The sequence below is a fragment of the Nocardia pneumoniae NBRC 100136 genome, assembly GCF_000308755.1.
Taxonomy (GTDB): Bacteria; Actinomycetota; Actinomycetes; order Mycobacteriales; family Mycobacteriaceae; genus Nocardia; species Nocardia pneumoniae.
In genome coordinates, this window is sequence record NZ_BAGF01000041.1 from 13,802 (window position 1) to 36,102 (window position 22,301).

At 68.6% G+C, this 22,301-nt stretch carries 20 protein-coding genes; 11 read left to right on the forward strand and 9 right to left on the reverse strand.

All coding sequences use genetic code 11. From position 1 onward, the window contains the following. Positions 1 to 280: 280 nt before the first annotated feature. From ON34_RS12175 to ON34_RS12195, 5 genes are read left to right on the forward strand one after another with little or no spacing between them, the layout of a single operon-like run. Positions 281 to 1,123, forward strand: a complete 843-nt coding sequence (locus ON34_RS12175) for an ABC transporter permease (RefSeq protein WP_040778616.1) — start codon at positions 281 to 283, stop codon at positions 1,121 to 1,123. Further along, positions 1,124 to 1,852, forward strand: coding sequence for an ABC transporter ATP-binding protein (locus tag ON34_RS12180; RefSeq protein ID WP_040778619.1), 729 nt, complete (start codon positions 1,124 to 1,126; stop codon positions 1,850 to 1,852). Further along, on the forward strand, positions 1,849 to 3,441 hold the full coding sequence (locus ON34_RS12185; protein ID WP_040778624.1) for an FAD-dependent oxidoreductase: 1,593 nt from the start codon (positions 1,849 to 1,851) through the stop codon (positions 3,439 to 3,441). Before ON34_RS12180 ends, ON34_RS12185 begins: the two co-directional genes overlap by 4 nt. Further along, on the forward strand, positions 3,441 to 3,782 hold the full coding sequence (locus ON34_RS12190) for a 4Fe-4S dicluster domain-containing protein (RefSeq protein WP_040778966.1): 342 nt from the start codon (positions 3,441 to 3,443) through the stop codon (positions 3,780 to 3,782). Before ON34_RS12185 ends, ON34_RS12190 begins: the two co-directional genes overlap by 1 nt. Positions 3,783 to 3,798: 16 nt before the next feature. Then, positions 3,799 to 4,800, forward strand: coding sequence for an ABC transporter substrate-binding protein (locus ON34_RS12195; protein WP_040778628.1), 1,002 nt, complete (start codon positions 3,799 to 3,801; stop codon positions 4,798 to 4,800). 33 nt (positions 4,801 to 4,833) lie between these two features. Here ON34_RS12195 and ON34_RS12200 read toward each other — a convergent pair whose 3' ends face one another. Genes ON34_RS12200 through ON34_RS12220 form a run of 5 tightly spaced genes read right to left on the reverse strand, consistent with a single transcriptional unit; the run spans position 4,834 to position 10,112 of the window. Next, the gene (locus tag ON34_RS12200) at positions 4,834 to 5,451 is read right to left on the reverse strand and encodes a TetR/AcrR family transcriptional regulator (protein ID WP_245548001.1); all 618 of its coding nucleotides are present in this window, start codon (positions 5,449 to 5,451) and stop codon (positions 4,834 to 4,836) included. 57 nt (positions 5,452 to 5,508) lie between these two features. After that, a complete protein-coding gene (locus ON34_RS12205) occupies positions 5,509 to 7,026 on the reverse strand; it encodes a flavin-containing monooxygenase (protein WP_083889348.1) in 1,518 nt (505 codons plus the stop codon). Then, complete coding sequence (locus ON34_RS12210) at positions 7,023 to 7,880, reverse strand: SDR family NAD(P)-dependent oxidoreductase (protein WP_040778636.1); 858 nt, start codon at positions 7,878 to 7,880, stop codon at positions 7,023 to 7,025. Before ON34_RS12210 ends, ON34_RS12205 begins: the two co-directional genes overlap by 4 nt. After that, positions 7,864 to 8,769, reverse strand: coding sequence for an alpha/beta fold hydrolase (locus ON34_RS12215; RefSeq protein WP_040778638.1), 906 nt, complete (start codon positions 8,767 to 8,769; stop codon positions 7,864 to 7,866). Before ON34_RS12215 ends, ON34_RS12210 begins: the two co-directional genes overlap by 17 nt. Next, positions 8,766 to 10,112: a cytochrome P450 gene (locus ON34_RS12220; RefSeq protein ID WP_040778641.1), complete on the reverse strand. Its 1,347-nt coding sequence runs from the start codon at positions 10,110 to 10,112 to the stop codon at positions 8,766 to 8,768. The genes ON34_RS12215 and ON34_RS12220 overlap by 4 nt, the downstream gene beginning before the upstream one ends. Before the next feature lie 313 nt (positions 10,113 to 10,425). Between ON34_RS12220 and ON34_RS12225 the strand changes: the two genes are divergently transcribed. Genes ON34_RS12225 through ON34_RS12235 form a run of 3 tightly spaced genes read left to right on the forward strand, consistent with a single transcriptional unit; the run spans position 10,426 to position 15,357 of the window. Further along, positions 10,426 to 11,718, forward strand: a complete 1,293-nt coding sequence (locus tag ON34_RS12225; protein ID WP_040778975.1) for an ABC transporter substrate-binding protein — start codon at positions 10,426 to 10,428, stop codon at positions 11,716 to 11,718. After that, entirely contained in the window at positions 11,715 to 13,625 is a 1,911-nt protein-coding gene (locus tag ON34_RS12230) for an ABC transporter permease family protein (protein ID WP_040778643.1), read from the forward strand. The genes ON34_RS12225 and ON34_RS12230 overlap by 4 nt, the downstream gene beginning before the upstream one ends. Positions 13,626 to 13,674: 49 nt before the next feature. Further along, positions 13,675 to 15,357 carry a tetratricopeptide repeat protein gene (locus tag ON34_RS12235; protein ID WP_157172279.1) on the forward strand — a complete coding sequence of 561 codons (1,683 nt, stop codon included), beginning with the start codon at positions 13,675 to 13,677 and terminating at the stop codon, positions 15,355 to 15,357. Between the two features lie 308 nt (positions 15,358 to 15,665). On the opposite strand, the gene ON34_RS12245 is transcribed toward ON34_RS12235, so the two are convergent. Continuing rightward, positions 15,666 to 16,883: an erythromycin esterase family protein gene (locus ON34_RS12245; RefSeq protein ID WP_040778977.1), complete on the reverse strand. Its 1,218-nt coding sequence runs from the start codon at positions 16,881 to 16,883 to the stop codon at positions 15,666 to 15,668. Between the two features lie 113 nt (positions 16,884 to 16,996). Between ON34_RS12245 and ON34_RS12250 the strand changes: the two genes are divergently transcribed. Continuing rightward, a complete protein-coding gene (locus tag ON34_RS12250; RefSeq protein ID WP_040778649.1) occupies positions 16,997 to 17,701 on the forward strand; it encodes a MerR family transcriptional regulator in 705 nt (234 codons plus the stop codon). 162 nt (positions 17,702 to 17,863) lie between these two features. On the opposite strand, the gene ON34_RS12255 is transcribed toward ON34_RS12250, so the two are convergent. The 3 genes from ON34_RS12255 to ON34_RS12265 all read right to left on the reverse strand — a co-directional run bounded on the left by ON34_RS12255 (position 17,864) and on the right by ON34_RS12265 (position 20,278). Further along, on the reverse strand, positions 17,864 to 18,316 hold the full coding sequence (locus ON34_RS12255) for a hypothetical protein (protein WP_040778651.1): 453 nt from the start codon (positions 18,314 to 18,316) through the stop codon (positions 17,864 to 17,866). Positions 18,317 to 18,567: 251 nt separating this feature from the next. Continuing rightward, the gene (gene ligD / locus ON34_RS12260) at positions 18,568 to 19,509 is read right to left on the reverse strand and encodes a non-homologous end-joining DNA ligase (protein ID WP_040778980.1); all 942 of its coding nucleotides are present in this window, start codon (positions 19,507 to 19,509) and stop codon (positions 18,568 to 18,570) included. Between the two features lie 133 nt (positions 19,510 to 19,642). Continuing rightward, complete coding sequence (locus tag ON34_RS12265; protein ID WP_083889350.1) at positions 19,643 to 20,278, reverse strand: PadR family transcriptional regulator; 636 nt, start codon at positions 20,276 to 20,278, stop codon at positions 19,643 to 19,645. 118 nt (positions 20,279 to 20,396) lie between these two features. Here ON34_RS12265 and ON34_RS12270 point away from each other — a divergent pair, with 118 nt between their 5' ends. Continuing rightward, positions 20,397 to 20,813 (forward strand): nuclear transport factor 2 family protein, encoded by a 417-nt coding sequence (locus ON34_RS12270; RefSeq protein ID WP_040778653.1) that lies wholly within the window; start codon positions 20,397 to 20,399, stop codon positions 20,811 to 20,813. Then, positions 20,810 to 22,297 (forward strand): phytoene desaturase family protein, encoded by a 1,488-nt coding sequence (locus ON34_RS12275; RefSeq protein WP_040778655.1) that lies wholly within the window; start codon positions 20,810 to 20,812, stop codon positions 22,295 to 22,297. The genes ON34_RS12270 and ON34_RS12275 overlap by 4 nt, the downstream gene beginning before the upstream one ends. The last annotated feature ends 4 nt before the right edge of the window (positions 22,298 to 22,301 follow it).

The following is a 22,301-nucleotide window of genomic DNA, read 5'->3' on the forward strand; positions in this document are numbered from 1 at the left end:
CGTCGCAGTTGTCTGGAGCCAGCCGATTGACCTCAGCCATTTGGCTCAGCGGGACTGGTAGGTATTTCGCCTGATTCGGACCGCTTGGCAAATTCCATGCCCGGTCGATGACGCGGCGCGGTCGGCGGGTATCTCGCCTGCTGACGGCGAGGAAGAGCAATGTTTACCTCGTTTCTTGCGGTGGGCGCCAATTCAGGATCGCGGTGATCGCAACCATTCTGTGCATGGATCGCGGGCCTTACTGTTCCGGACAGTACTTCTCGTGTGAGGACCGTGTCCGATGACATTGCAGTTGGATCCGACCACATCGGCGCCACCTTCCCCTTCGATCGCACCGATCACCGACCCTCCGACGCCGTTGACCCGGCGTGCCCTCGGCTTGGTTCGAGCGTCCTCCGGTCTCGTACTGGCGCTGGTCATCTGGCAGTTGGGCGCCCGGTCCTGGCTGGGTACGACCACTCCCGCGCCGACCGAGGTGCTCGAGGCCGGGTGGGAGCTGATTCGTTCCGGTGAACTGTGGCAGCATCTGGCGGCGTCCGCTCGGCGGGTCGCGGTCGGGCTCGCGATCGGCATCGGGCTCGGATTGTTCTTCGGTGTGGCCGCGGGGCTGTTCCGGATCGCCGAGGATCTGGTCAACGGTCCGTTGCAGGCGTTGCGGATGCTGCCGACCTTGGCGTTGGTGCCGGTGTTCATCATCTGGTTCGGGATCGGTGATTCGTTCAAGATCGCGCTGATCATCGTGGCGCCGATCTTCCCGATCTATGTGAACGTGCTGGCCGGGATCCGGGGTGTGGACCGGCGTCTGGTGGAGGCCGGGGAGTCGCTGGGGCTCAACCGGTTCGAGCTCACCACGAAGATCATCCTGCCCGGCGCGTTGCCGCAGATCTTCGTGGGACTGCGGCAGGCGCTGGGCATCGGCTGGCTCACCTTGGTCGTCGCGGAGATGCAGACGACACCGGTCGGCCTGGGGTTCCTGATGAACGACGCCAAAGAGTTCCTGCGGACCGATCAGATCTTCCTGGTCCTGGTGATCTACGCGATCCTCGGGTTGCTCACCGATGTGTTCGTGCGCGTGCTGGAACACCGGTTCCTGGCGTGGCGTACCGGATTCGAGGGGGAGTAGATGACCGCCACCATCGGGACCGGGGTCCGGATCCGCGGCGCGGCGCGCGCCTTCAGCGGCCGGGCGGTACTGCGCGAGGTCGATCTCGATATCGCGCCGGGCGAGTTCGTCGCGCTGCTGGGCGCCAGCGGGTCCGGCAAGAGCACGTTGCTGCGGGGGATCGGCGGCTTGGATCGCGGGTTCACCGGATCGTTCCAGGTGCCGCGATCGAAGGCGATCGTGTTCCAGGAGCATCGGCTCATTCCCTGGATCACCGTGTGGCGCAATGTCGTTCTCGGTGTCGACGGGGCCACCAACGCGCGTGCGCTGACGGCGCTGGAGGAGGTCGGGCTGACCGCGAAGGCGGATGTGTGGCCCGCGACGCTGTCCGGTGGTGAAGCGCAGCGTGTGGCGCTGGCCAGGGCGCTGGTCCGTAATCCGGAACTCCTGCTGCTGGATGAGCCGTTCGGGGCGCTCGACGCGCTGACCCGGCTGAAAGTCCAGGCCCTGGTGGCTCGTCTGTGGTCGCTGCACCGGCAGTCGGTGCTGCTGGTGACCCATGACGTGGAGGAGGCGTTGCTGCTGGCCGATCGTGCGCTCGTGTTGCGCGAGGGCCGCATCGCCGAATCGTTCGATATCGCCGTCGCTCGGCCGCGTTCGGTGGTCGACCCCGAATTCTCCGCACTCCGCCGCCGGCTGCTGCTCGCACTCGGCGTGAATCCCGAAGCACCGACAGGAGCAGACGCATGAGTGATCCGTTGCAGATCAGTACCGATGTCCTGGTGATCGGCGGCGGTCCGGCCGCCTGCTGGGCCGCGATCCACGCTCGCGAGGCCGGTGCCGAGGTGACGTTGGTGGACAAGGGCTACTGCGGCACCAGCGGCGCGACCGCCCCGTCCGGTACCGGTGTGTGGTACGTCTCGCCGGAGGCGACCGCGCGGGCGAACGCGAAAGCCAGCCGGGAGGCGCTGGGCGGGCATTTGGCCGATCACTACTGGATGGACCGGGTACTCGAGCAGACCTACGCGAACATGAATCGTCTCGCGGTGGAGGGACGGTATCCGTTTCCGGTGGACCCGAACACCGGTGCGCAGATTCGCACCGGTGTGCAAGGTCCGGAGTACATGCGCCGGATGCGTGCGTGGGTGAAGCGGGTGGGGGTGCGCATTCTCGACCACTCGCCCGCGCTGGAATTGCTGGTCGATGACGATGGTGTCGTGCGCGGCGCCGCGGGTTACCAGCGCCGCACCGACCGCGACTATCGCGTCGCCGCCGGTGCGGTGGTCCTCGCGAGTGGCGGGTGTGCGTTCCTGTCGCGGGCGCTGGGCACCAATGTCGACACCGGTGACGGTGCGCTGATGGCGGCCGAAGTGGGTGCGCGCTTCTCCGGTATGGAGTTCTCCAACGCGTACGCGATCGTGCCGAAGGGGTCGACGATCACGAAGACCGCCTATTACGGTTACGCGACGTTCTTCCACGAGGACGGGCGGGTGCTCGAGGGCGCGGGGTCGACCAAGGGTCGCTCGGTGATCGCGCGAACTCTGTTGCGGGAGAAGGTGTTCGCGCAGCTCGATCGCGCCGACGCCGCCGTGCAGGCGCAGATGCGGTTGGGGCAGCCGAACTTCTTCCTCCAGTTCGACCGCCGCGGCATCAACCCGTTCACCGACCGGTTCGAGGTGGATCTGCTGGCGGAGGGCACCGTCCGCGGCACGGGCGGTATCGATGTGGTCGACGACGACTGCGCCACCACGGTCCCCGGCCTGTATGCCGCCGGTGACGCCGCGACCCGCGAGCGGATCTGCGGTGGGTTCACCGGCGGCGGCAGCCACAACTCGGCATGGGCGATGTCGTCGGGTAGCTGGGCCGGTCGTGGCGCGGCCGCGTTCGCGCTGGGGTCGGCGCGCGCCTCCGTTTCCGTTCTCCGTGGCGCCGGGCGGACCGGTTTGCGTCCGGAGAGCTCGGAATCGGTCCGGGCGCAGGACATCGTCGAAGCCGCGCAGCAGGAGTTGATTCCGTTCGAGAAGAACTACCTGCGGCATGGGGATCGCATCCGGCCCGCGCTCGCGGAATTGGACAGCGTGTGGGAGCGCGCCGCCCGTGGCCTGGGTGGCGGCACCGGAGACGAGCGTGTGCGGGCGCGGCAGGCTGCCGCGATCACGGCGGTGGGCCGGTTGATGTATCGGTCGACGCTGGCGCGCACCGAGACCCGCGGTATGAGCAAGCGCGCCGACCATCCGGATCTGGATCCGGCGCAGCATCATCACATCCTGTCCGGCGGACTCGACGAGGTGTGGACCGCGACCGCGCCGACGGCCAACACCACCCTGGCGGTGGCGTGATGATCGAGATCTTGCGCGCGGGCGACTGCATCGGCTGCGACAAGTGCGTGGAAGTGTGCCCGACGAACGTCTTCGATCGCACCGACAGCGGCATCCCGGTCATCGCACGGCAATCCGATTGCCAGACCTGTTTCATGTGCGAGGCGTACTGCCCCGTGGACGCGCTGTACGTCGACCCCGAAGCGACGCCGCTGCCCGATCACGACGCGGTCCGCGACGACCACATCGGTCGCTACCGCAAGGAGCTCGGGTGGGGTCGCGGCCGCAAACCCGGCAGCCTCGTCGCGGTGGGTCCGCGTCTGCCGCACGGCGCTCCGCCGCCGCGTTTATCCGAACTCTGAACGACGAAAGCAACTCATGCGCATTCTCCGGCTGATCCTGTCTGCCGCCTTGTCCGTTCTGCTGCTGGTGCTCACCGGCTGCGGGTCGGATGACGCCGCCTCGGCGACCCGCGCCGAGATCAAGACTCTCCGCATCGGCACCATCGGCACCGGCAACGTCCTGACCGGGCCACTCGGCTTCGCCCATCAGCGTGGCGCGCTGCTGCCCGCGCTGAAGCCGCTGGGTGTGGAGGATATCGAGGTCTACAGCTTCCCCAACGGGCCCGACCTGAACCAGGCTCTGGTGGGTGGGCGTCTGGACGTCGCCACCTACGGCGACACGCCCGCCCTCGTGGCGCGCGGCAGCGGGTTGAAGACCCGGTTGCTGGCCATCGCCGCCGTCGACTACAACGCGGGGGTGGTGGCCAAGGATCCGTCGATCCGGACGCTGAAGGACCTGGCGGGCAAGAAGATCGGCGTGCAGTCCGGCTCGTATATCGACCGCTACCTGCAGGGGGCGCTGAAGGCGGAGGGAATCCAGGCGCAGCTGGTCCATCTGCTGGCCACCGACGCGGAAGCGCCGCTCAACAGCGGCGACATCGCGGCGGTGGCGCTGCCCGACGTCGCTCCGTCGGCGTTCTTCCGGGCTTTCTTGGCCAAGGGTTTCCACCAGGTCGACTCGGTCCAGGACAACCACCCCGATCTCGCGGGCACCAGCTCGTCGGTCAGCAGCCAGGACTTCCTGGACACCCATCCGGAATTCGGTCCCGCCTGGCAGACGATCCTGGTCGAGGCCAACCGGTACGCGAAGCAACACTGGGACGACTACGTGAACTATGAGGTCTCGCAGTCGAAGTCGCCCGAGGCGGTCGTGCGCGCGACCGCACGTCCCGCCTACATCCCGGACGAGGTCTTCTCTCCAGCCGGTATCCAGTTGCTGACCGGCACCAAGCAGTTCCTGGTGGAGCAGAAGAAGATCCGGGAGGACTTCAGTTTGACGGACTGGTTCTATCGACCGGGTCGACCGAAGCAGGGGTGAGCGCGGCCGCCCGTTCGGCGTGGCCACGGGCGGCTAGACGTGCGGCCCGACCAGCGCGATCGCGGATTCGACCGCCACGTCGACGATGCCGCCGATGTCGTCGCCGTCCTCCACGGTTGTCGCGATGAGTTCTCGGAATCCGCCGAAGAGGATCGTGGCCAGCTGCCGGGACGGTGGCCGCAGTCCGGCGGCGGCGAATTCCGGTGTGTCGGTGAGCTTCTGGATCAGGGCGATGAAGTCTCTGGCGACCTCGCGCTGCAACCGCCGTGCGTCCTCGCCGAGGGCGGGCACGACCCGGATCCAGCTGAGCGTGATCGAGGGATCGTCCTGCGCGGTGCGGATCCACGCCTCGATGGCTTGGCGCACTTGCGTGCGCCACGGCAGGTGCGGGTCGACCGCTGCGTCGATCTGCTGGATCGTCTCCTTGTTACGCTCGCTCAGCAGCGCGATGAAGCAGTCCTGTTTGCTGGTGAAATGCTCGTAGAAGGTGCGGCGTGAGGTGCGGGCGTGCCGGACCACGTCGGCGACCGTGGAGTCCTGATACCCGCGTTCGCGCACCGCGACGGCCATGCCGTCGAGCAGACGGCGGCGAAACCCCGATTCCGAGCCGGTGGCGGCGGCGGTGCGGGGTACGGGCTCGGCACGTGTCACGAGAATCAGGTTAGTGACTCCTCTCGGCTGTGCGTGTGCCGCGTGCGGCCGCGGGTCTCACGCCGTGACCTGTTCGGAGCCGTGACCCGGTTCAGCGGTCCCGGTGAATTCCTCATCGCCGGGTGGTGGGTTTCGCCGGGTGAACCGGATCCTGCCGTCGTCGACGCGGCCGTACCGCAGGGTGATCACGTCGTGGGCGTAGCTCATGCCCAACCGCCACGGAGCCCGGGATCCGGCTTTGGGGAATCGGTCGATGGCCCGCAGCACATACCCGGCCTGGAAATCCAGCAGGGGCGCCGGGGCGACGTCCGGTTCCGGCCAGGGGGTGGTCTGGTGATAGCCGCCTGCGTCCATGTGCCGCAGCAGTCGGCAGACGAATTCGCTGACCAGATCGGCTTTCAGCGTCCAGGACGCGTTGGTGTAGCCGATGGTGAACGCGAAGTTGGGTACGCCGCTGAGCATCATCCCCTTGTAGGCCATGGTGTCCGGCAGCGCGACCTCCCGGCCGTCGACGGTCAGCCGCATCCCGCCGAGCGCGAGCAGTTGCAGACCGGTTGCGGTGACCACGATGTCGGCGTCGAGTTCGCGCCCGGATGCCAGGCGCAGCCCGGTCGCGGTGAATCTGTCGACGTGGTCGGTGACCACCGAGGCGCGTCCGGCGCGGATGGCCCGGAACAGATCCCCGTCCGGTACCAGGCACAGTCGCTGATCCCACGGCTGGTAGGCCGGTTTGAAATGGGTGTCCACGTCGTAGCCGTCGGGCAGCTGTTTCACGGTCAGGCCGCGGATGAATTTCCGCATCTGCCGTGGCCGCCGCTGGCTGAACTGGTAGATCAGCGTGCTGACCAGCACGTTCTTCCAGCGGACCAGGGTGTAGGCGCGGCGCGGTCCGAGCAGTCGCCGCAGCTGGTTGGCCACCGCGTCTTCGGAGGGGACGGGCAGGATGTAGGTCGGCGACCGTTGCAGCATCGTCACCTGCGCGGCCGTGTCGGCCATGGCCGGTACCAAGGTCACCGCGGTGGCGCCGCTGCCGATGACGACCACCCGCTTGCCCGCGTAGTCCAGGTCGGCGGGCCAGTGCTGGGGATGCACCAGCCGCCCGCGGAAATCGCCGACACCAGGGAACTCGGGTGTGTAGCCCTCGTCGTAGCGGTAGTAGCCGCTGCACACGAGCAGGAAGTGGCAGGTGAAGGCGCGGGTGGCGCCGTCGTGTTCGGCCCGCACCGTCCAGCGCGACTCGGCGGTCGACCAGGATGCCTCGACCACGCGGTGGCCGAACCGGATGAACCGATCGATCCCGGCGTCGGCGGCGGTGTCGCGGATGTACCGCAGGATCGACGGCCCGTCGGCGATGGCCTTGGCCTGGGTCCAGGGACGGAATCGGTAACCGAGTGTGTGCATGTCGGAGTCCGAACGCACTCCGGGGTAACGGAACAGGTCCCAGGTGCCGCCGATGGCGTCGCGTGCCTCGAGGATGGCGTAGGTGCGGTCGGGGAACGCCGCCTGGATCTGGTGCGCGGCTCCGATGCCGGACAGCCCGGCGCCGACGATCAGGACATCGACGTGTTCACTCATGACTGTGCTCCTGCGGTGTGCCTGGTACGCAGCAGGCGTTCCAGTAGTGCGACCACGCTGTAGTAGCGGGTGGGTGCCACCCGCGCCAGGATGTCGAACAGGTAGGCGTCCGGCCCGATCAGGATCCTGGACTTGCCGTGTTCGACTCCGCGGCAGATGATCTCGGCCGCTTTCTCCGGGGTGGTCAGGGTGGTGGCCTCGAATTCGGCCGCCATCTGCTCGTGGGTGCGTCCGCGGCCTTCGGGGTCCTTGTGGACCCTGGCGTTGCGGGCGATGTTGGTTCGGATGCCGCCGGGATGGACGTTCACCGCGGACACCCCGGTGCCGCGCAGTTCCTGGCGCAGGGCGTCGGTGAACCCTCTGACCGCGAATTTCGCCGCGCAGTAGGCGCTTTGGTTGGGCATGCCGAGCAGCCCGAACACGCTCGAGGTGTTGACGATGACGCCGTGATCCTGTTCGACGAGGAGGGGCAGGAAGGCTCGCGTGCCGTTGACGACGCCGTCGAAGTTGATCCGCCGCAACCATTCGTCGTCCTCGGGGACGGCGTCGAGCACCGACGATGCGAGGGCGACACCGGCGTTGTTGAAGACCGCGGCCAGCGGTGCGGGCAGCCAGTCGCGGACCTCGTCGGCGAAGGCGCGCTGGTCGGCGCCGTCCCGCACGTCGAGGACCCGGGTGAGTACCGGGCCGGTCAGCGACGCCGCGGTCTCCTTCAGTCCGGCTTCGTCGATATCGGCGATCGCCACGGGTGAGCCCGTGCCCGACAACAACTGGGCCAGGCTGCGGCCGATCCCGGAGGCCGCGCCGGTGATCATGACCGGGTGGCCGGACAGCGGCCTAGCGGTGCGGGGCATCGATGCTCCTGGGTTCGGCGGTGCGGATGTGGTCGTGGATGAGCTCGACGAGTGCCGGCCACACGGCGGCGGGCAGGTCGTGGCCCATCCCGCGGAGGGTGTGCAGGCGGGCGTCCGGAATGGCGCGAGCGGTCGCGGCCGCGCCGGTCGGGGCGACCATCAGGTCGCGGTCACCGTGCAGGACCAGCGTCGGCGCGGTGACGGCCCGCAGTTCCCCGGTCCTATCGCCGGATTTGAGAATCGCGGCGAGCTGACGGCCCACAGCCGCGGCGGGAGCGGGGTCACGATCCCAAGTGATGGCCGCCGCCGCGCGGACGGCGGACTCGTCGAACGGGTATCCGGCCGAGGAGATGTGCCGGTACATGCGCACGGCCCGGTCGATGTGCTCGGCGCGGTCGCGTGCTGGCCGACTGAACATCAGTCGCCAGGTCGACCACGCTGGCCTTCCCACTCTGTCGGCGCCGGTGGTGGACATGAGGGAGGTCAGCGAGTCGACGCGCGCGGGATGGCGGGCGGCGACGGTCTGGGCGATCATTCCGCCCATCGACATGCCGACCAGATGCGCGGACGGCAGCTCGAGCGCGTCGAGCAGGCCGATGGTGTCCTCGGCGAGGTCGGCGAGCACGTATTGGTCGCGATGCCAGCGGCGGCGGAGGAACTCGACCGGGCGGGGCGGAGGGAAACCGGCGTGTGTGGAGCGCCCCGCGTCGCGGTTGTCGAATCGGATGACGCGGTAGCCGCGCGCCACCAGCAGCTCGCACAATCCGTCGGGCCAGTCGTGGAATTGCTGGCCCAGCCCGGCGATCAGCACGAGGGGTGTGCCGCCGGTGCCCAGTTGCTCGTAGGCCAGGGTGATCCCGCGGCCTACTTCGGCGAACTGCTCGGTCATGCCGTCACCTCGGCGGCGCGATCGCGGGCGGGCACGGTGGCGCGCGGTGAGCGGCGATGCACCACGGCTCGGCCCTTCTTGGCGGGGACCAGCGCGACACCGCGGAAGTGCACTCGCTCGTCGCTGGCGTCGGTCGGTTCCAGCGTGAAATCACGCAGCAGGGTGCGCAGGACGACGTTCATCTCCATCGTGGCGAACGCGGCGCCGATGCAGCGGCGGTGACCGCCGCCGAAGGGAATCCAGCTGAACGTGCCCGGCCGGGCACCGACGAAGCGGTCGGGGTCGAAGCGGTGGGCGTTCGGGAAGAGGTCTTCGTTGTCGTGCATGAGCCGGATGCTGACCACCACGTTCTGGCCCTTCGGCAGGGTCCAGCGCCCCAGCTGCATCGAGTCCGCCCGGACGGTGCGTGCCGTCAGGTCGATCACCGGCCGGACGCGTTGCACCTCCACCAGCGTGGCCTCGCGCAGTTGGGAACCGCCCTCGTCGGCTTCGGCCACCAGGCGACGCAGCACGTCCGGATGCCTGCGCAGTCGTTCGATCGTCCAGGCCAGCGTCGTCGCCGTGGTCTCGTGACCGGCGGTGAGCAGGGTGAGCAGTTCGTCGGCGATCTCGCCGCGACTCATGGCGGAGCCGTCGTCGTACCGGGATTGCAGCATCATCGCCAGCACGTCGTCGCGGTCGGCGATGCGCTCGTCGTCGGCGGCGCGGTCGATGAGCCTGCCGACGATCTCGTCGTAGCGGCGGCGGTAGGCCTCGAACCGGGACCACGGGCCGAATCGGCCCAGCATTCCCTTCGGCACCGGAATCGCGGCCAGCGCCGACCCGATGAGAACCAGTTTGGGCAGCAGCTCGCGCAGCTGCTCGAACTCGGCGCCCTCGGCGCCGAACACCGCGCGCAGGATCACGTTCAGCGTGATCCGCATCATCGAGTCCATCGTGGCGAACTCCCGCCCCGAGGGCCAGGTCGCCATCTCGCGGACCGCTTCCTCTTCGATCAGCGCCTCGTACACGGTGAGCCTGCGACCGTGGAAGGGCGGGGTGAGCAACTTGCGCTGCTTGCGGTGCTCGGCGCCGGTGAGCGCGAACAGTGAACCGGGGCCGAGGAATTCGCCGAGATTGGTGGTGATGTTGTCGGCGACGTCGGTGCCCGCGGTGTACAGCGCCTTGATCTCGGCGGGCTCGGCCAGCACGACCACCCGCCCGAATCGCGGCATGTGGATGGTGAACGCCGAACCGTAGCGATCCTGCATGCGCCGCCACGTCCGGGTGCGTCCGGTCAGTAGCTCCAGGTTCTGCACGATCGGCGGCGTGGATGGACCATCGGGCAGTTTCGCAGCGGGCATACGCCCACCTCCCTCACGTGGTACTCCGGTGTACCAGGCTCACGGTACGCTCACGTACCGAGTGTGGCAAGCGTCACGCGTTGGGGTCTCCGGACCTCCGCGGCCGTGATGACCACCGGCCGACAGGTCGAGCGCTCGCCAGGCGAATCATGCCCACGCTGTGGTGGGACGCACCGCCGGACGGGTCGTGCTGCGCCAACACGCGCTCGTCATCGCTGCTTGCCGCAACAGTGAAGATCGCGAACTCGCCCACCGATGCGCCGTCGTGACGCATAATCGAGTTCGGTTGGCACGCAAGGACAATCGGGGGTCGATGGGGACGCGCAGAGCGGTGCTGCAAGCGGGAATGGTCGTCCCGCTCGCCGCCGCGTGCGCGCCCGATCTGCTGTTGGGCAGCGCGGACGCGGTGCGGGTCGGGGTGTCCTGGAGCGGGGCGGAACTCGCGGCATTCCACGCCGTTGTGGATGAACTGCACCTAGGGTTCGACGTCGAGGTGATTCCGCTGGGGGACAACACCGATACGGCGTTCACCGCCGGTGGCCGGTCCGCGCCGGACGTGGTGATGCTCCCGCAGGCCGGACGGGTGCGTGAGCTCGCCGCAAAACGCGAACTGCGGCCGGTCGCCGAGACGGTGTGGACCGACGAGCTCGGGACGCGGTACGCCGAACACTGGCAACAGTTACTGCGTTACGACGGCAAACCTTTCGGCGTGCCGTTCAAGGCCGCCGACAAGTCACTGGTGTGGTACGACCGGCAGCAGTTCACCGCCTACCATCTCGGTGATCCGGCCGCATGGACCCTCGCGGACTGGGTGAACCGGATGGAGGTGCTGGCGCAGTCGCCGATCCGCCTGCTGGCGCTGGCCGCCGCCGACGGATGGGTGCTGACCGATTTCTTCGAAAACGCTTTGCTGGCCGAATCTGCCAGGATCTACGGCGAATTGGCGTCGAAAACCGGTCGCGAGTGGGACAACCCCGCGGTGCGGGCGGCGTTGGGGCACCTGGGAGTTCTGTGGGGACACCGCCATGCCTTTCCCGGTGGCGTCGGAGTCGCGTTGACCAGGCAGTTCCCCGACGCCATCCGCGATGTGTTCGAGCATCGCCGCGCCGCGGCGGTCGTCGCCCCCGATTTCGCCGAACCCATCGTGCGCAGCGGTGTACGCGCCTCCGGCCGCAAGATTCCGGATGTGGTCGGGGTCGCGCCGTTTCCGTCGATCACGGCAGTGTCGGAGCGGCCGAAGATCGTCGGCGGTGACGTGATGGTGGTGACGCGGGAGGCGAGCGGGCGCGCCGACGAGCTGATCGAGAAACTGGCCGGTGCGCGTGCGCCGCTGCCGTGGATCGAACGCTACGGCGGGTTCCTCGCGCCGAACCTGCGCACCGTGGCCGACTATTCGCCGCTGCTCGCCCCCTCGGCCCAGGAGTTGACTACGCGCAGCGCTTTCGACCTTTCCGATCGCATCGGAGCGGTCGGCGGGCGGGAAGGACTGTGGCGGGTGCTGACGGAGTTCCTGATCGCCGTCGGAGATGGCGCGCCCACCCCGGTGGCCTTGGCGATCGATCGCGCGATCACCGCACTGGACGACTTCGAGCGGCGGCGCCGATGACGCTGCCGGACTTCGCCGTCAACGGACTGCGCCTCGAGCTGGCCACGCGCCGCATGCGCGGCCCGCTGGTCCCCGGCGGCAGACCGCGGCGCTGGATCGGCTGGGCGGCAGGGCTGCCGGTGACAGTGCTGACGGTGGCGCTGCTGGTCGTTCCGACGGGATGGACGGTGTTCCTCGCCACGCGAGCGCATACGTTCGGTGTGCTCGCGTGCGCGATCGTCGCCGTAAGCGCGCTGCTGCCTGTCCTGCTCCGTCGGCGTCTGCCCCGCCGCCGTCTGCCTGTCCTGCCTCGCCGCCGTCTACTTGTTCTGCTGCGTCTCGGCCTGCTGCGCCGCCGTCTGCCTGTTCCGCTCAGTCATCGGCTGCCCGGGTGGAAGCGAATTCTCGTCTGGCTGTCGTCCGCCACGGGGACGGTCGGCGCGGTGTGGCTGCTGGGCAGCACTATGACCACCAACGGGCGCGACGCCTACCTGCGCACCTTGCTGTGGGTGGCATTCGGGATCGCGCTGCTGGGTGTGGCGCTGGCGATCGCTTGGTGGGGGCGGGCGGTGCGGTGGCTGTGGTTGCCGCTGATCGTGCCGTTCGGGATCTCGGCGTTCGTGTCCGGTGTGGCGTTCCGCGTGATCTTCGGCCACGGCGCGCACTGGTTCGGTATCGAGGACGTCGGCGCCTACCGCTGGTGGCTTGCGGCGATGCTGGCGTCGGCGTTCCTGTGGACCTGGCTGGGATTTCTCACCGGGCTGTTCCGGGCGGGAATCCATGCCATCGAAGCCGATCCGGCGCGCGCCAGGTATCTGTACGGCGACGACGGCAGGCCGCTGGCGGTGCGATTGTACGAATTGCTGCGGCCGGTCGTGCTGATCGCCGGGCTCGGGGTCGGGGTCGCGGCAGCGCGAGTGTTCGACGTCGTGCTGATCGGGGTGCCCGGGGCGCTGGAGTATCAGGTGAACAGCGCGACCGTGCACTGGTGGCGGCTGGCCGCCGACGGCGATACCGCGGCCGCGGCGGCCTACGCGCTGCCGCTGGCGGTGCTCGTGGGCTCGGTCGCGTGGCTGCTGCAAATCGATGTGCGCAGGCACCGGACGAACTGGCCGACCGTCCGCGAGATCTCGACCGCCGGACGGCCTCGCATGGGTCCGATACGGGCGGCCGGAACCGCGCTCGTCTCGGTGCTGGCGCTGTTTCCGATCGGCGTGCTCGCCTACACCGGCGTGCACGGGCACGACGGATTCGGATTCTCCGCGATCGACCTGGTATGGGACGACGACGGACTGTGGCGCTCGCTGCAGACCACCGCATGGGTGGCCGGAATCGTCACGGTTGTCGTGGTGACCGCCGCGGCGCCGGTCGCCTATCGGTTGGCCGCGCTGCGTCCGCACGGGCCCGCCGCTCGGCTGGCCGTGGTGGGTCTGGTGGTGCTCGCGGTGATCCCGGCGCAGACCTATCTCGGGCCGCTCGACGGCTTCATCGACGCCAATGAACTGTCCGGGACGCGAATCCCGTTGATCCTGGTGCACGCCGCCGCGGGATTGCCGATCGCGATCCTCGTCCTGCGCGGCGCCCTGCTCGCGCCGCCGGGCAGCGCCGCCGCCGACGCGCTGCACGGGCTGGCCAGTCCGGGCACGATCGCGCGGCGGGTGCTGGCCTCATCGGGACCCGCGCTGGGGGCGGTGTCGGTGCTGGAATTCGTGCAGGTGTGGAACGACTTCTTCATCGGACTCGTCGTCAGCGGAGCGGGCGCCAGCCCGTGGTCACTGCTGCTGTGGGGCGAGGCGCGCCAGTTCAACGAGAACGCCGCGCAACTGGCCGCTGGATCGCTGGTGTCGGCGGTGTTGCCGGTGGCGCTGGTGCTGGCGACGTGGCGGCGCTGGCTGGTGCCGGGACTGACGGGGGGAGTGCTGCGATGAGTCAGGGCCGGTCGCCGGGATCATCCGGCATGGCGAGGGAGGCAGCCCGGTGAGTACCCCGCGCTCCGAAGCGGAAGAACAGACCGGGACGCCGAGATCGTCGCTGTGGCAAGGGTTTCTCGGGACCGCGTCAGTGGTGGCCTACACCGTGCTGTTCGAGTTGGTGCGCACCCTCGTGGTCAACTCCTTCGGCGAGAACGCCCTCGTCCAGTTCCTCAACGGCACGCTGCGCTGGCTGTCGGTGCTGGTCATCGCGTCGGCGGCGACGTACGCGCTGTACCGGTTCGCCGCCGGGTATCGCATGAAGGTGCGCACCGCACGCGAGATGGACCTGATCGCGGGTCTGGTCGAACCTGGTCCCGCGCTGGCCGATCGCGCACCCCGCCGGTATCCGCGCCCACCGTGGCGAGTGTCCGCACTGAACGGCGACCCCGTCGCCACGGTGTTACGAGACCTGCCCGTGCGTGAGTTCGAAAGCGTCGCGCTGCTGGCGGTGCTCAACGCCATTCGCGACACCGAGAGCAGGCTGCCGCTGGCCCGCGAACCGTCGGTGCCCACCGCGGCGACGCAGCTCGAGGACCTGCGCCGCCGCGGAATCCTGGCCGCGCACGGAGCGCAGCGTTTCCGGGTGCGCCAGGTGCCCGAGCGGCCGGATCGAGCGACGGTGACGGCCGGACCGCGGTGGGCCGCCGCGGTCACCGCCTTGCTGCACCACTACGCCGACCGAGCCGAGCGCTGGGCGATCGCGCTGGAATCGCGGCGCTTCGCCGTGGGAGCTCGCCGGTGGTTCGAAACCGAGGAACGATACCTGTGCGCACTGGTGGCCGCGTGCGCGAATTCCGGAGTGCGTTTCCCCGCCGCCGCTCTCGCACACCTGACGCGGCTCGGCGATGCCCTCGACGTGTGGCACGCGCGAATCGGGTTGGCGGAGAACGAGAGTGGCGTGGCCGCCGATCTGTCCGCGCTGCGCGGCCTCGACGAGCTGAACCGTGATCTCGTCATGCTGCGCGCGGATCGGCTTGCCCAGCGGCCGCGACGCTACCGTCCGTGGCGGCTGTCGACGAGCCTGGCCGCTCGCTGGGAACATCGCCAGGCGCTGAAGGGGTTCGCCGCCGTACCGCTGGATCTGGACGGTGTGGCCGATCAGTTGGAAACCGCTTGGTGGCTGCTGCCCCGCGACGACGTCTCCGGCGAGGTCTGCGCCCTGATCAACCTGGCCGTCGCGTACATCGGGCAGGGACGGCTCGACGCCGCCGCGGATCGTCTGGAGCTGGCCGAATCCCTCACTCGCACCGGCCGAGACCCCGACGGACGCGCCCAGGCGCACGAGACCATGGGGGTGCTGTGGTGGGCTCGCGGCGAACCCCGCCGCGCCCTGCGCTGCTGGCAACTGGCCCTGACCGCCTTCCGTGTCCTCGACGACGACCCCGGCATCGGCCGCTGCTTGCAACACCTCGGCTCCGCGATCGTCGTCGCCCCCGACCACGCCACCTTGCTGTTGCCCACCGACCCGCCCCTCACCCGCACCGAAGCCCTCCGCCAAGCCACCGGCTGGCTCGCCGAAGCCCGCCGCCGCCACCCCACCGCCCGCCACGCCGAACACTGTGCGATGCAAGCACGCTCGGCCCTGCGCGCCAGCCACGGACCGCGCGAGGGCCTCCCTCCCAGCGGCCGCACCCCATTGACCCGCATCGACCTATGGCCTGCACCGCTGGAAGACGAAAGTCCGTGATTCGGCACGAACCACTGCGCGCTGCTGACGGTCGCTGTGGAACACTCGAAACCATGCCGGACCTCGCGTTTGGCGGGATCGCCTCCCCACAACCGGTCGAATCCGCGTGCGTTGCATCGGGCGTCCCCGATCTCGGACGCCGCATTCCGCATCGTGCTTGTGATCAGCCACAACAGCGGCTCCGGCGCGTTCGCCTACGCTCGGGACGACCGGATTCCCGCTGGGCGCATCGGTGAATGTCATCAGTGGCCGGTCGGACACGGGTCCGGCGGCGCGGATTTCGGCGGTCCGGCCCTCATCGAGTGCTGCTACCAGTACTGATGCCGTTTTCCGTCGGTGTCGGCGATGAAGATGACCGCGTCGGCGCCGTCCAGATCCGCCGGGTTGAGCGGGATGTGGCCGGGCACGATGGGTTCGCCCGTGCCGATCGACGGGGGAAGCGCGGCACGCAGGGCCGGTGCCGGGAACAGGGCGCGGCGGGTGGTCGCCTCGGCCAACACGCCCTGGAGGGTGTCCGGATCGCTGTTCGGCTTGGCGTCGGTTGCCAGGAACACGTAGCGCTCGCCGAGGGTGAGCGCGACGAGCGCTCCAGCGCTTCCCCAGCTCAGCTCGTCCTCGCGGACCGGGCTGTGGGACTGCGTGCGTTGCAGGTGGGCGTTGTGCGCGAACACCAGGGTCGGCCCGCGTCGCTGCTCCTGCGCGAGGATCGCGAGCAGGTTCTCGGCCATCATCTCGGCGCGCAGGCTGAGCAAGGTCGCGATGCGGTCGGGCGCGGGGCTGGCCATGGCGGCGTGATAGCGCAGCAGGCCCTGGGCGGTGCGCGCGTGCGCGGCGGCGTGGTCGTAGCCGATCGGGTCGGCCGGACGCAGGCCGGGTGCCGCGCGGCGCAGCGCGCTGGCGACGTCGTCGGCGATGATGCGCAGAGCGCGAGCGCGGTCGGAGTCGCCGATGGACGCCGCCGGGTCGAACATGGCCGCCTGGTTCGTCCAGTCCGCGTCCTCGCCGAGCAGCCCGTCGAGGTCGCGGGCCGATTCCGGCCGCAGGGCCGCGGGCAGGTAGTCGGTGGCCGCGGACAGTGCGCGGCGCGGGCTCGCCGCACCGGAGTACTCCACCGGCGCGTCGAAGCCGTGGAAGCGAACCCGGTCCGACAGTGCGCGGCCTGCGTTGTGCGCGCGGAGCCATTCGACCAGTGCGCGGTTGCCCGGCACGGCGCCGAACCCGTGGCTGAACCCGGTCGCGAGCACCGTGTCGATCTCCGCCGTCGCACCGCCTGCGTAGTCGTCGACCACGGACGCGGCGAAGGCGTCGGTTTCCAACACGATCGACCGGTAGCCCCGTTCGACGAGGTGAGAGAGGAACTCATTGCGCAGCAACGGGAACGCCTCGATCCCGTGTGTGGGCTCGCCGAGGGCGAGCAGGACCGGTGGCTCGGTCCGTGCGGCGAGCAGTTCGTCGAGGGCACGACCCAGGCTTGCCGGGTCGTCGAGTTGGCGGCCGATGGCACGCAGTGATGCGGCAGTGGACATGAACACCCCTTTTCGGAAGGCACTGCCTTCGACAGTATCGTTGAAGAGTCTTGTGAAGCTTCAGCGACTTCTGCCTGGAATTCAAAGATCAAAGCCTCAATCGGAGGTGCAAGCTGCGGCCCATCGACCTCGCCCGGGAGCACGGGTTGTCCGCACAGGCGATCCGCAACTACGACAACGCGGGCGTCCTCCCGCCGACCGAGCGCACCCAGACCGGTTACCGGCGCTACACGCCCCTGCACGCGCAGGCGCTGCGCGCCTTCCTCGCGTTGCGAGCAGGCCACGGGCACCAGCACGCAATGGAGATCATGCGCGCGACCAACCGCGGCGACACCGAATCCGCCTATCGGCTCATCGACGCCGCACACGTCGCGCTGCTCGCCGAACGCAGCACCCGTACCGAGGTCGCCACCGCCCTGGGCACCCTGTCGACCGCCACTCCCACCCCGGTCAAGGGGCGACCACTGACCGTGGGAGAACTCGCGCGCCGACTCGGCGTGCACCCGGCAACGCTGCGCACTTGGGAAGCGCAGGGCATCCTGCGCCCGGAACGCGATCGAGCAACGGGTTACCGCCAATACGGACCGGAGGGCGTGCGCGACGCCGAGATCGCACGACAGCTGCGCCGAGGCGGGTACCTGCTGTCCCAGGTCGCGCAGTTCATCGAGTCGCTGCGCGAGGCGGGCGGGGCAGACTCGCTGAGCGCATTCCTCGCCTCCTGGCAAGACCGGCTGACCGCGCGCAGCCGCAACCTTCTCACCGGCGCGGCCCAGCTCGACGCCTACCTCGCCATGCTCGATCAGGCACAGCAGGCGTAGCTGTCACGTCTTATCCGATGATTCCCATGTGAGTGGCGGTCGGATGTAGCCACCGATGGATACCGCTACGGCGTGGCCGGGCCGGTCGGCGCGCCACGCGGCATGCTGGTGCACTCCCACCGGGCTCACGGACTACCCAGCCCGATCGCGTGGCTGGGCGCGCTACGGATCGGAGATTCGCGCGGTCCTGATCCTGCGGGGTGTTTCGCGCTCTTTCCGGAGCTCTCTGGCGGAACGCTCCGGATCGCTGTCGTACTCGCGGCACTTACCCAGCCAGTGATCCAGCCTCGCCGCCACTTCAGCCTCGGACAACACGTATAGACCCGGGCCGCTATGGCTGATCAGATTCGGCGCGTCAGAGTCTCGCGTCATGTCCAGGCCATGCAGATACAGCAGGCCGGCCTCGACCATCACATCGTCAGGCCGAACCCAATCCGGGTCGTCGTTTTCGACCCAGGGCACAACCCAATCGTGGGCGACCTCGCGAGTCATGCCGCCGGCGATAACCTGCAGCCAGACCTCCTCGATTTCCGAACGTCGAGGTAGCTCATTCTCACTGTTTCCCATACCACGATCATCGTCGTCGAAATCCAACGCAAGCACCACCGAGTTCACTCGCCCAGAGGCACCGCCGGATCCGCGGTGAGCCATGTTCGCCACGTCCTCGCGGAATCGGTCCCTGCACTCTCTTCGGCATTACAGGGCATTCCGAGTAAGTCGTCGTGAGTTCTTCTCCGTTCGCGATCGGGTTGCTGGTGGTCGGATGGGCGTTCGTGCGCTGCGAGGTAATGGGTCCAATCGCGGGCGGTGAGCGTGCATGCCGCGATCGGCGCATCGACCGTGCGGCTGGCGGGAAACAAGAAGCCCTATAAAGGCATTTTCGCTTCGTGCGGGGATTTGTCGGGACGCAGTCCGCGCCAGCTGGGATGGCGCAGGCCCTCAGGGCTTGCTTCGCGATATTCGATGTCGGCGACGAGGACGGGGTCCACCCAGTGGGCGGCCCTGGCGACAGCGCGGGGCGGCGGGATATCGAAGGGCGAATCCGGTCGCGACAGTTCGGTGAGGCGGGTTTGCAGGGACCGGCGGTCGTGCATGGTCCATCCGGTGCCCACGTTGCCGATGTGGGCCAGCTGGTGCTGCTCGTTGTAAGCGCCCAGAACCAGCGAACCGAAGGTGGCGGAGAACCGGCCCGCGCCGGGAAGCCAGCCCCCGACCACGGCCTCGGTCGTCTTGCGCAGCGGCGTTTTGATCCACAGCGGAGAGCGGCGGCCGGGGTAGTACGCCGAGTCGAGGCGCTTGGCGACGATTCCCTCCAAACCGTGCTCGCGGGCGACGTCCAGCAGCGTGGCGGGATCGATGTCGGTGTAGTAGGGCGGGGTGCGCGCGAGGGGACGATCGAGGGCGAGGTCATCCAGACGTTCGCGGCGCTCGGTGTAGGGCAGGTTCATGATCGACTCGCCGTCGACGGCCAGCAAATCGAAAGCCAGATACTGCGCCGGGAACTGCCGCAGCAATTCCGCTCCCGGTGCGACCACGTGCATGCGTCGTTGCAGACGAGTGAACGACGGAGCTCCCGTCGTGGGATCGGGAGCGACGATCTCTCCGTCGAGGAATAGTTCGCCATGCTCGCCCAGATCCGCCAGCAGGACGGTGAGCTCGGGAAACGCGCCACTGAGATCGCGATTGTTGCGACTGTGGAACCGGCATTCCCCGTCGCCGCACCGGGTGATGGCGCGGATGCCGTCCCACTTCATCTCCAGTGCCCACCGGCCGCGCTCGGGCGGTGGCCGTCCGGAGACGGCCAGCATCGGCGCCGGCACTGACAGCACACCGTCAGCATATCTTCAGCAAATGTACTGGATCGGACTCGGCCAGGTCTGATCGCGCACATCGCACCGGACGCTCGCGGTGGGCGAGGCGGCGGCGCCGAATCCGCGCAGACTAGACGGAGGTGATCGGATCCAAATCGGCTGAGGCCCGAGACGATCGCGAGTCGGGCTCCGGGTGGTCTTGCTCGACGTGTGCCGCGAGGCGCCGGTCGATGACGGAGAGGGCGAATGCGCCCCAGCGGATGTTCTCCTGTTCGAAGGAGATTCCGCGCAGGAGGGTGAGATACGGGCCGATCCGTTCGGTTTCGGCCAAATAGGCCTGTTCGCTGCGGCCGTCCAGCAGCCGCGACCGCAGGCGTTCGTAGCGGGCCAGTTTCGCCTTCGCCCATTCCATTCGCTCGGCGATCGTGGCGCGGACGGCGGGTGCGTCCTCCACGTCCATGCCCTGCACTTTGACCATCATCTCGTCGCGGATGGCGGTGGGTTTGGCCGGTTCGGCGATGAATTGGTGCAGTGCCGCCCGTCCGGCGGGGGTGAGGGAGTGGAGCCGCTTGTTGGGCCGGCGCTCTTGCTGGACGACCCGGGTCTGGATGAGCCCGTCGGCGGCCATGCGGTCGAGCTCCTTGTACAGCTGCTGCGGCGTGGCCATCCAGAAGTTGGCCACCGAGGCGTCGAAGCCCTTGGCCAGGTCGTATCCGGACGCTTCGCCTTCCAGGAGTGCGGCCAGTACCGCGTTACGTAGCGCCATCGGCCCAGGCTAGCACATGTCTATTCAAATTCTTGTCCTGTCCGCTCTGGACAGTGAAGCATTGGCTTGGATAGTCTCCGAGCTATATAGGCAACTAATTTACTATGAAAGGCGTGGCATGCATCCCTTCCGCGAAGCTGTCGAGGCACGCGACGAGGCCGCCATCGAGGCGCTGCTGGCCGACGATGTGGTGTTCACCAGCCCGGTGGCGTTCAAGCCGTACCCCGGCAAGGCGATCACCGCGGCCATCCTGCGCGCGGTGATCCGGGTCTTCGAGGACTTCCGCTATGTGCGGGAGATCGCCGACGCGGGCGGTCGCGATCACGCTTTCGTCTTCGAGGCCACCGTCGACGGCAAGCAGCTCACCGGGTGCGATTTCCTGCACTTCGACGAGGACGGCAAAATCGATGACTTCATGGTCATGGTGCGCCCGCTCTCGGCCGCGCAGGCGCTGGCCGCCCGGATGGGCGAGCAGTTCGACCGCATCACAGCCGAGGCCACCGCACAGCTCGAGCGCGAGGCCTCCGGAGCATGAGCGACTTCGACGCCATCGTCATCGGCGCGGGCAATGCCGGGCTCACCGCCGCCGCCACCTTGCAGCGTGCCGGCGCGCGGACTCTGCTGCTCGAGCGGCACAACATTCCCGGCGGTTGCGGAACTTCCTTCCGCCGGGGGCGTTTCGAGTTCGAGGTAGCGCTGCACCAGCTGTCCGGCGTCGGTGCGCAAGGACAGCCGATCTCCCTGCGCGAGGGCTTGTTCACCCAGCTCGGCATCGCCGACAAGCTCGAATTCGTCCAGGAGCACGACCTCTACCGCGCGGTGATCCCCGGACAGCTGGACCTGACGCTGCCCGCCGACTGGGACGCGGCCATCGACGCCATCGAGGCACAGTTCCCCGGCAACCGCGATCGTGCGGCGAAGTTCTTCGAACTACTGAAGCAGGTGACGTTCTGGCAGATCGCCGCCATGCGCGGGATGCCGGCCGAGCAGATCGACCCGATGCTGTTCACCTACGGGCTGCGGCCACTGCAGGACGTTCTGGACGAGTACTTCGACGACGACCGGATCAAGGCCGCCCTCGGCATGTACTGGACCTATCTCGGTCAGCCTCCGTCGAAACTGCGGTTCCAGGACCTGGCGCTGACCTTGTTCGCCTACTTCGAGTTCAAGCCCTGGCATGTGCGCGGCGGGTCGCAGGCGATGTCGAGCGCGATCCTCGACGCCTTCCTCGCCGCCGGGGGAGAGGTGCGGTTCAACACCGGTGTCGTGGCCATCCTCACCGAGAACGGCCGCGTCCTGGGAGTCCGGCTCGACGACGGCGCGGAAGTGACCGCGTCCGATGTGGTGTCCAACGCGTCGCTGCCCACGACCTACGGCATGCTCGAGGGAATCGACGTGCCGACCGCGGTGCGCGACGACCTGGCCACCCGGCGCATCGGCGTGTCCGGGTTCGTGCTGCACATGGGCCTGGACGCCACACCGGCCGAACTCGGGTTCACCACCAGCACCACGTTCGTGAACATGGACACCGACGACGACCGGACCTACAACGCGTGGCGTTCCTTCGAACCGGCGCGCGGCATCTGCGTCAGCTCGTACGATGTCGCGCCGATCGGGTTCGCGCCCGCCGGCGCCACCCATGTCAGCCTGATGACGCTGCAATACGCCGACATCTGGCGCACCGTGGCGCCGTCGGAGTACGCGCGCGCCAAATTCGCCTACGCCGAAACGCTGCTCGACCTGTGCGAGACCATCACCCCCGGTATCCGTGACGCCATCGAGGAAGTCGACGTCGCAACGCCGTTGACGATGATGCGCTATCTCGGTCATCCGGGCGGCGCCATCTACGGCTACGACCAGGACGCCACCGAGGGCTGGCTGTTCCGCAACAGCGAACGCGAAACCCATGTGCCCGGCTTGCATTTGGCGGGCTCGTGGGCGGGCATCGGCGGATTCCAACCCACCCTCGAAGCGGGCGCACGCGTCGCCCGCCGCCTGCTGCGCGCCAAGGCCGCCTGAACGG

Excerpts from the sequence above, each read along its gene's own strand:
- ON34_RS12175 (WP_040778616.1), top strand. The coding sequence starts at position 281 with ATGACATTGCAGTTGGATCCGACCACATCGGCGCCACCTTCCCCTTCG.
- ON34_RS12180 (WP_040778619.1), top strand. The coding sequence starts at position 1,124 with ATGACCGCCACCATCGGGACCGGGGTCCGGATCCGCGGCGCGGCGCGC.
- ON34_RS12185 (WP_040778624.1), top strand. The coding sequence starts at position 1,849 with ATGAGTGATCCGTTGCAGATCAGTACCGATGTCCTGGTGATCGGCGGC.
- ON34_RS12190 (WP_040778966.1), top strand. The coding sequence starts at position 3,441 with ATGATCGAGATCTTGCGCGCGGGCGACTGCATCGGCTGCGACAAGTGC.
- ON34_RS12195 (WP_040778628.1), top strand. The coding sequence starts at position 3,799 with ATGCGCATTCTCCGGCTGATCCTGTCTGCCGCCTTGTCCGTTCTGCTG.
- ON34_RS12205 (WP_083889348.1), bottom strand. The coding sequence starts at position 7,026 with ATGAGTGAACACGTCGATGTCCTGATCGTCGGCGCCGGGCTGTCCGGC.
- ON34_RS12210 (WP_040778636.1), bottom strand. The coding sequence starts at position 7,880 with ATGCCCCGCACCGCTAGGCCGCTGTCCGGCCACCCGGTCATGATCACC.
- ON34_RS12215 (WP_040778638.1), bottom strand. The coding sequence starts at position 8,769 with ATGACCGAGCAGTTCGCCGAAGTAGGCCGCGGGATCACCCTGGCCTAC.
- ON34_RS12220 (WP_040778641.1), bottom strand. The coding sequence starts at position 10,112 with ATGCCCGCTGCGAAACTGCCCGATGGTCCATCCACGCCGCCGATCGTG.
- ON34_RS12225 (WP_040778975.1), top strand. The coding sequence starts at position 10,426 with ATGGGGACGCGCAGAGCGGTGCTGCAAGCGGGAATGGTCGTCCCGCTC.
- ON34_RS12230 (WP_040778643.1), top strand. The coding sequence starts at position 11,715 with ATGACGCTGCCGGACTTCGCCGTCAACGGACTGCGCCTCGAGCTGGCC.
- ON34_RS12245 (WP_040778977.1), bottom strand. The coding sequence starts at position 16,883 with ATGTCCACTGCCGCATCACTGCGTGCCATCGGCCGCCAACTCGACGAC.
- ligD (WP_040778980.1), bottom strand. The coding sequence starts at position 19,509 with ATGCTGGCCGTCTCCGGACGGCCACCGCCCGAGCGCGGCCGGTGGGCA.
- ON34_RS12265 (WP_083889350.1), bottom strand. The coding sequence starts at position 20,278 with ATGGCGCTACGTAACGCGGTACTGGCCGCACTCCTGGAAGGCGAAGCG.
- ON34_RS12270 (WP_040778653.1), top strand. The coding sequence starts at position 20,397 with ATGCATCCCTTCCGCGAAGCTGTCGAGGCACGCGACGAGGCCGCCATC.
- ON34_RS12275 (WP_040778655.1), top strand. The coding sequence starts at position 20,810 with ATGAGCGACTTCGACGCCATCGTCATCGGCGCGGGCAATGCCGGGCTC.